At 41.1% G+C, this 6,915-nt stretch carries 7 protein-coding genes; 1 reads left to right on the top strand and 6 read right to left on the bottom strand.

Going from position 1 to position 6,915, the window contains the following annotated elements; genetic code table 11:
* Positions 1-180: 180 nt before the first annotated feature.
* From ACZW67_RS09990 to ACZW67_RS09980, 3 genes are all read right to left on the bottom strand, one after another.
* A complete protein-coding gene (locus tag ACZW67_RS09990; protein WP_465183125.1) occupies positions 181-645 on the bottom strand; it encodes a BLUF domain-containing protein in 465 nt (154 codons plus the stop codon).
* A 250-nt stretch (positions 646-895) separates the two neighbouring features.
* Positions 896-1,375 (bottom strand): BLUF domain-containing protein, encoded by a 480-nt coding sequence (locus ACZW67_RS09985; RefSeq protein WP_465183124.1) that lies wholly within the window; start codon positions 1,373-1,375, stop codon positions 896-898.
* Between the two features lie 440 nt (positions 1,376-1,815).
* Positions 1,816-2,322 carry a hypothetical protein gene (locus ACZW67_RS09980; protein WP_465183123.1) on the bottom strand — a complete coding sequence of 169 codons (507 nt, stop codon included), beginning with the start codon at positions 2,320-2,322 and terminating at the stop codon, positions 1,816-1,818.
* 313 nt (positions 2,323-2,635) lie between these two features.
* Here ACZW67_RS09980 and ACZW67_RS09975 point away from each other — a divergent pair, with 313 nt between their 5' ends.
* The gene (locus ACZW67_RS09975) at positions 2,636-3,472 is read left to right on the top strand and encodes an HAD family hydrolase (RefSeq protein WP_465183122.1); all 837 of its coding nucleotides are present in this window, start codon (positions 2,636-2,638) and stop codon (positions 3,470-3,472) included.
* Between the two features lie 104 nt (positions 3,473-3,576).
* On the opposite strand, the gene ACZW67_RS09970 is transcribed toward ACZW67_RS09975, so the two are convergent.
* The 3 genes from ACZW67_RS09970 to ACZW67_RS09960 all read right to left on the bottom strand — a co-directional run bounded on the left by ACZW67_RS09970 (position 3,577) and on the right by ACZW67_RS09960 (position 6,639).
* Complete coding sequence (locus tag ACZW67_RS09970; RefSeq protein ID WP_465183121.1) at positions 3,577-5,196, bottom strand: AbgT family transporter; 1,620 nt, start codon at positions 5,194-5,196, stop codon at positions 3,577-3,579.
* Between the two features lie 312 nt (positions 5,197-5,508).
* Positions 5,509-5,655: a hypothetical protein gene (locus tag ACZW67_RS09965; protein WP_465183120.1), complete on the bottom strand. Its 147-nt coding sequence runs from the start codon at positions 5,653-5,655 to the stop codon at positions 5,509-5,511.
* Positions 5,656-5,832: 177 nt separating this feature from the next.
* Positions 5,833-6,639, bottom strand: a complete 807-nt coding sequence (locus tag ACZW67_RS09960; protein ID WP_465183119.1) for a 3-oxoacyl-ACP reductase — start codon at positions 6,637-6,639, stop codon at positions 5,833-5,835.
* Positions 6,640-6,915: the final 276 nt, after the last annotated feature.

Genomic DNA, 6,915 nt, shown 5'->3' with positions numbered 1-6,915 from the left:
AATATGCTCGCCATGTCTTATTCTATTTTCTGAAGGTAGGCTAGTAGCGATATGCATAAGAAACCTTATTTATAAAAAATTTATCTAAATCAAAAGACACTTTATAGACGGCTTTTTTATGCTGGTTAGAGCAGATGGTCTTTATACTGAGCGCATACTACGCGTTTACAATTTTCTGAATTAACCGTCTTCAAAACTCACCTTCAAAAAACTTTCAATCTGAGTGCTTTTCATTAGATAAGGATTGAAGTCAGAACCCGCTGAAAAGCTTTTTAGGGCATATTCCTCATCTTCGACACTTTCCGTCAGGTGTTTGGTTACAAACCCATCCCACCGAAGCGCTTCTATTTCCTCCAGCTTAACAATATTAGGGAGAATCTTGAAATGCTCATCAATTATCTTCGCTAGAGCAGTATTGACGGCCGGTCTTGAACCTTGAATATTTTGAACAAAATAACCGTCATTGATCACAAGCGCTGCAACTAACCCACTTTCCTCAAAGTATCTTCGCCACTGCTCAAGAGCACGAGTCAATTCTATACCTGTTTTCATTTCGATGTTTTTACCGATATACGTTAGGCTAATCAGAACATGCTCGCCATGTCTTTTTCTATTTTCTAAAGTTTGACTTGTCGTTATGTGCATAAGAAAATCCATTTATATAATAGTTATATAAATTAATATACACTCTATTATAAAGTTTAATCAATAAAACTCTTGGTAATTGACCCGTTTCTTATCGTCTACACCTTAAAATAATACGACAAAAATAGGAATCACCAAAAAGCCGCCTACACACATATATAGACGGCTTTTCTATTCTAGCTGTAACAAATGACTGTCCCAAGAGACAAATATTTAAGAAATAAATATCTAGGAAATGAATGCAACGCATTTAAAATTTATTGGATTCAGTATCTTCAAATACCGCCTTCAAAAAGCTTTCAATCTGAGTGCTTTTCATGAGATAGGGATTGTAGTCAGAACCTGCCGAGAAGCTTCTTAGAGCATACTCTTCATCTTCAATGCTTGATGTTAGATGTTTGACTAAAAACCCATTCCATTGACGCGATTCTATTTCCTCTATATTAACAATGTTAGGAAAGATGCTTGAATGCTCGTCAAGTATCTTTTCTAAAGCAGTATTGATAGCAGGCCTTGTCCCTTCAAAACTTTGAACGAAATAACCTTCACTAATGACTAAGGCTGAAACTATATTGTTTTCTTCAAAATATCTGCGCCAATACTCAAGTGCGCGAGTCAGCTCAATTCCCGAATCTAGGTCGACATTTTTGGCGATATATGTCATATGGATGAGAATATGCTCGCCATGTCTTTTTCTACTTTCTGAAGGTTGGCTTGTCGTTATATGCATAAGAAAATCCGTTTATAATAAATTAATCCAAATTGATAGATACTTTAAAATAAAATACAATCAATAATATTTTCAGCTTCCAATGACTCTTTATAATCTACCATGACTTGGTTCTGTGATGACATGAGATTTTAGTGAGATAACATACTGGGTTTTATCAGAGTACAATTGTACTATAAAACTGGGCTCAACCAGTGCGATATCATTATTCTAATAATTATAATGTCTAATCTGTATTTTCCTTTAGTCCTGCCTCTACCCTAACATACGACTGACCCACGCTTATGGATTGCGTCAGATGCTGCAAGTATCATTCCAAGCATTGCCTACTTACTAACCTAGCACATTTTATAGATATGGGGAACATAACTTACTAGCATTAAAAAGCCGCCTACACACTGTATAGACGGCTTTTTGCGCTGACTAAAGTGCCCAATTGACTAATACCGTCCCATCTCAATTGTCGTCTCAGCAGTCATCATATCGCCTTGCCATGACTGCACATCTATCGTATACAAATGATCCTTGCCACCTGAACAGGGTGGCTTGTATGCGCCGCGGACATCACCCTGACGGCTACGGTATTCAGCCACCATCTCTACACCAACTGGCACTTCATAAGTGTGACCAAACACGCGTGGCACCTCGACACTGGTTTTGCCCTCTGACAATGCGTAGCTGACAATTCCATGCCCGCCCTTTTGCATACGTTTGTTACTCACATCGTTGTAGACAAAGACTAAGCTATCAGCTCCATCAGGAATGTTTGAGACCATCATACTCGGCGTGGCTGGGCTTTTGCCACCGTAATCTAGACACTGTTGGCCTTCAGGTATGTGATCAGCGTTCCACGTCTTATCATTGAACGTGACATCCATTGCAAAGGTACTGGTAGACAAAGCGAGTGCGGTTAGGGCGACTACTTTCTTCAATGTAAAAACTTGCATCGTTATTCCTTTAAGCAGTTGAGTTATCAGTGAAGACGGAATGCCTTACCCTTCATTCAAAGGTAAGCGTTAAAAGCCATGATTAAAAATAACCTTATAATAAATAACCATTATTAAGCTAATCATATCTTTTAGGGGTTTTGTTAACCTTTTGAATTAAAAAGAAATAAGATTCAGAATAGTAGAGTTATCTCAGCTCACCAAGCAAGATCATCTATGGGTACGTTACCTTATAGCTATGGTCTTCCTTTACGTGGTTATAGTAGTATTTAGGTCACTGACCCCTGAATGAATAAAAAATAATAGGATCATCATGTTTGTTGAAGATAAAACGGCCACAGAAATTATGGCTCAGAGCACCCCCATACCTATGCCCAAAATCATATTTTTTGATATCGATGATACGCTCAGCCGCAATGGTATTATCGCTGAGCATAACCAAGCAACGTTGAAGCAGCTTTCTGAGACTGATATCAAGCTAGTGATATCAACAGGACGCTCCAAAGCAATATTGCCAGATGATATCTTAGCGTTGCTAGCGTCAAATGTGTTGGATGCCATTATTTGTATGAATGGACAATATAGCTTCGACAATAGTGGCCGAATTAGCCATTACCCACTGTCCGCAGAACAAACGGATAAAATTGCAAACCTGTGCTTAAAGGGCGACTTTATTCATAAGTTTGACTCAGCGACTCATATCGCTTGGTCAGGTGAAAACGAGCGTTTGCGTGAGTTCAATGCCATCACGCCCAACTCTATCGTTGCCCCTGATTACTATAAATCAAACACTGTGTATCAATGTTCTGTTTTCTTTAATAGTCAAGAAGACAAAATGCAAGACATTGACTTTGCTCAATACGATTTAAAACTGGTACATTGGCATCATATTGGCGCCGATATATTGCCAATAGAAGCATCCAAAGCACGAGGTATCAAAGATGTGTGCAAATACTATGACGTAGATGCAAGCGAGTGCATGGCATTTGGTGATGGTATGAACGACTTAGAGATGTTTGATCTGGTCGGGTTTGCCGTGGCGATGGGCGATGCGCAACCCGCGCTGATAGCACGTGCTGATTTCGTCACTGGGACGATTGAAGAATACGGTATACAAACGGTACTTGCTCAGTTGAAAACAGCCTCTTAAGAGTATCTATGTAAATAAAGCCATTAACGTTTATTGAAAAAAAGCCCTTACTAGGTCACTAGTAAGGGCTTTTTATTGTCAGTATACTTTCTATAATTATCTAATTATTGTGCTGGGTAAAACGTCTCTGAACCTGGACCAACTGGCAAACCAAGTACAAACACCCAAATGCAGAATAGAATAATCCAACCAACTAAGAATGCAATAGAATAAGGCAACATCATTGCCATCAGTGTACCGACACCCGTATTTTTCTTATAGCGAATCGCAACCGCCATAATTAAGCCAAAATAGCTCATCATGGGCGTAATAATATTGGTGGTCGAATCACCAATACGATACGCTGCCTGTATCATCTCCGGCGCATAACCCGTCAGCATCAGCATCGGTACAAATATCGGTGCTGTCACTGCCCACTGCGCAGACGCCGAACCTAGCATCAAATTAACTACCGCACATATCAAGATAAAACCAACCAACAAGAATGGTCCAGTCAAACCGATATCATTTAGGAAAGTTGCACCAGATACAGCCATCACAGAGCCAAGGTTTGACCAGTTAAAGAATGCGGTGAACTGTGCGGCAAAGAACACCAAGACGATATAAATACTGAGCGAACTCATCGCATGGCTCATCGCATCAACGACATCTTGATTGTTTTTCATACTACCAGTGATTTTGCCGTATATGTAACCTGGTATGGCAAAGAAAACAAAGATAAAAACGACAATCCCTTTTAAAAATGGCGAGCCTGATATCAGACCTGTCTCGGCATTGCGCAAGATACCGTCTACTGGTACTACTGTCCAAGCAAGTAATAAGCAGAATATCAACATGCTAATACCCGCCCACATAAGGCCTTTTTTCTCAATGGCAGACACGTGCTCAGCTTTGGTATCTAGCACCGAAGGATCATCAGCATCAGTCGGGTTATACTTACCTAAACTTGGCTCAACGATTTTTTCGGTCACGAAATAACCCAGACCACTAATCAAAAAAGTACTGACCACCATGAAATACCAGTTCGCTTCTGCTCCAACGGTATAAGCTGGATCGATAATACGTGCCGCTTCTTGGGTAATCCCTGATAATAGAGGATCAACCGTGCCGAGTAATAAGTTGGCACTGTAACCGCCAGACACGCCAGCAAATGCCGCAGCTATACCAGCTAAAGGGTGTCGACCAAGTGAGTGAAAGATGACTGCTGCAAGCGGTATCAACACTACGTAGCCAAGCTCAGCGGCTGTGTTCGACATAATACCTGCGAATACAATCGTAAAGGTCACCATCTTTTTTGGTGCATTTAGTACCAGTCCGCGTAGTGCAGCGGATATCATGCCAGAACGCTCAGCGATGCCGACACCGAGTAAAGCGACTAGCACAGTCCCGAGTGGTACAAAGCCTGTAAAATTGGTCACTAAGTTCTCAACAATACGTGCTAAACCTTCACCGTTTAACAAGTTGACAACTTCGATCATACCATCGACGCTACGCCCTTTAGCACCTTCTGGTCGTGGATCAATTACCGATACACCAAAGTAAGACAATACGGATGACAGCACTAGTAAAAATACTGACATCCATACGAATAAAATCACAGGGTGTGGTAATAAATTACCGAGCCACTCAACCCCTTTTAAAAATCGCTGCATGCGAGAGTTTTGTTCTGCTGCATCAAAATTATCGTGTGGCGGACTGCCATTTGGTGAATTACTTCCTTGCATAGCCCATTACTCCAATCAAAATTTAAGCACAGTGGATGTACTTAAGGTATATGAAAAAATTGATAAAAGAATGAGATTGAAACATAGTTGGGAAATAGAAACAAATATTTTTGTATTACCAAACAAAAAGTTTGTAACTATGTGCAACAAACAAATCGCAAACGTTTAAAAATGGATTAGCAAGAATGAAAAAACGATAGATCGAAATACATCCAATCTATCGCTAATAAGTAATATATAGAAATTAAACAAGCCTTGAGACCACATCATCGACTATAAAATTATGAACAATTTACACTAACATTTTGGCACCTAAGACCTACCTGCTATCAAACCATAAACCCAGCTACCGATTTTATAAAACCCTCCAATGATAAAAATAAGCACTACTGCCGCTAGCACGTAAGCTAGCCAATTAGGCACACCACTCAACCAGCCAATCGTAAAGGTCAGACCCATATAAGTCTCAACAGGCCAATACATCAGTCGGTGAGCCAGAGTTGAGAAACGTCATAAATGCAACGATAGCCAGCGTAGCGGTAACGACTCCAACACCTTGACGAGTATTCATTTTATCCCTTCTACAAATCCAATCAAACGTTAAGGCACCGGTTAAGGCGTCAGTTAAGGCATCGGTTAAGGCATTGTCAAGCCACCATCAACAGCGATGGATTGTCCTGTGATAGCTGCACTCAAGTCAGACGCCATTAGCAGTACGGAATTGGCAAAGTCAGACACCGAGGTCGCTTGACGCAGCGGCGTGGTGGTCGCGATATAGTCAAATACTTCTTCAGTGGTTAAGCTGCTTGCATCCGTCGTCTTTAGCAGTCCGCCTGCCAGCAGATTGACACGGATACCATACTGCCCCAGTTCAGATGCTAAGTTACGTGTCAGCCCAATTAGCGCTGATTTAGCAGTGGTATAGTCGTAATAAGTAACCACCGGATTATAGACAAGGTTGGTTGAGATGTTGATAATCTTGCCCATTTTCTGCGCTTTCATCTGAGGTAATACCGCTTGCACCGTGTTGACTGCACCCTTGACGATGCCATCCATCTGCTGCGAGAAGTGCGCCCAGTTCACGGTTTCGATACTCGTATAATCCGCACTAGGATTGAACTGGTAACTAGGCAAGGCATTATTGACCAATATATCAATTGCACCGAAATGCTCAATCACTGCCGCTGCCATTGCTTGCATTTGAATTGCGTCAGTTACATCCCCTTGATAAGTAAAAGCTTGCCCGCCTTTGGCTTTAATGTCAGCCACTACCGCTTCGGCAGCATCTTTACTGTTCAGGTAATTGACACACATATTGGCCCCTGCTGCGGCCATCTGTTTAGCGATTTGCGCGCCAAGACCACGGCTAGCACCTGTGACAATAGCAACTTTGTCTTTGAGAAGCATTGGAATCGCTGCATCTACTGAATGGTTCTGAGTCATGAGATTGCATCCTTTATTATTATGTAGCGCGCCATGAGAAGAGGTTTTATGGCACAGTCATTACAAATCTGCACTTATCATAGCATGATTATATACCGTCATTAGGCTGAGCAAACCTAACCTTATATCTCGTATCAAGCCTCTATTATTGATGGAAAATCAGCGCATCATCACAGCGACTCGCATCGATTGCCTTAATTGCCCTTTAAATCACTGAAACAAATAGCCATAATAGTGTAACTATCTATATTAAGTAGCATTTATCAATCGGTACTT

The organism is Psychrobacter sp. TPE 89C (assembly GCF_055522395.1).
The sequence above is the reverse complement of the archived record's forward strand: the minus strand, read 5'-3'. Positions and strand labels throughout refer to the sequence as shown.

Bases quoted from the DNA above. Each gene is read 5' to 3' on its own strand.
- ACZW67_RS09990 (WP_465183125.1), bottom strand. From the start codon at position 645: ATGCACATAACGACAAGTCAAACTTTAGAAAATAGAAAAAGACATGGC.
- ACZW67_RS09960 (WP_465183119.1), bottom strand. From the start codon at position 6,639: ATGACTCAGAACCATTCAGTAGATGCAGCGATTCCAATGCTTCTCAAA.
- ACZW67_RS09985 (WP_465183124.1), bottom strand. From the start codon at position 1,375: ATGCATATAACGACAAGCCAACCTTCAGAAAGTAGAAAAAGACATGGC.
- ACZW67_RS09975 (WP_465183122.1), top strand. From the start codon at position 2,636: ATGTTTGTTGAAGATAAAACGGCCACAGAAATTATGGCTCAGAGCACC.
- ACZW67_RS09980 (WP_465183123.1), bottom strand. From the start codon at position 2,322: ATGCAAGTTTTTACATTGAAGAAAGTAGTCGCCCTAACCGCACTCGCT.
- ACZW67_RS09970 (WP_465183121.1), bottom strand. From the start codon at position 5,196: ATGCAAGGAAGTAATTCACCAAATGGCAGTCCGCCACACGATAATTTT.
- ACZW67_RS09965 (WP_465183120.1), bottom strand. From the start codon at position 5,655: ATGGGTCTGACCTTTACGATTGGCTGGTTGAGTGGTGTGCCTAATTGG.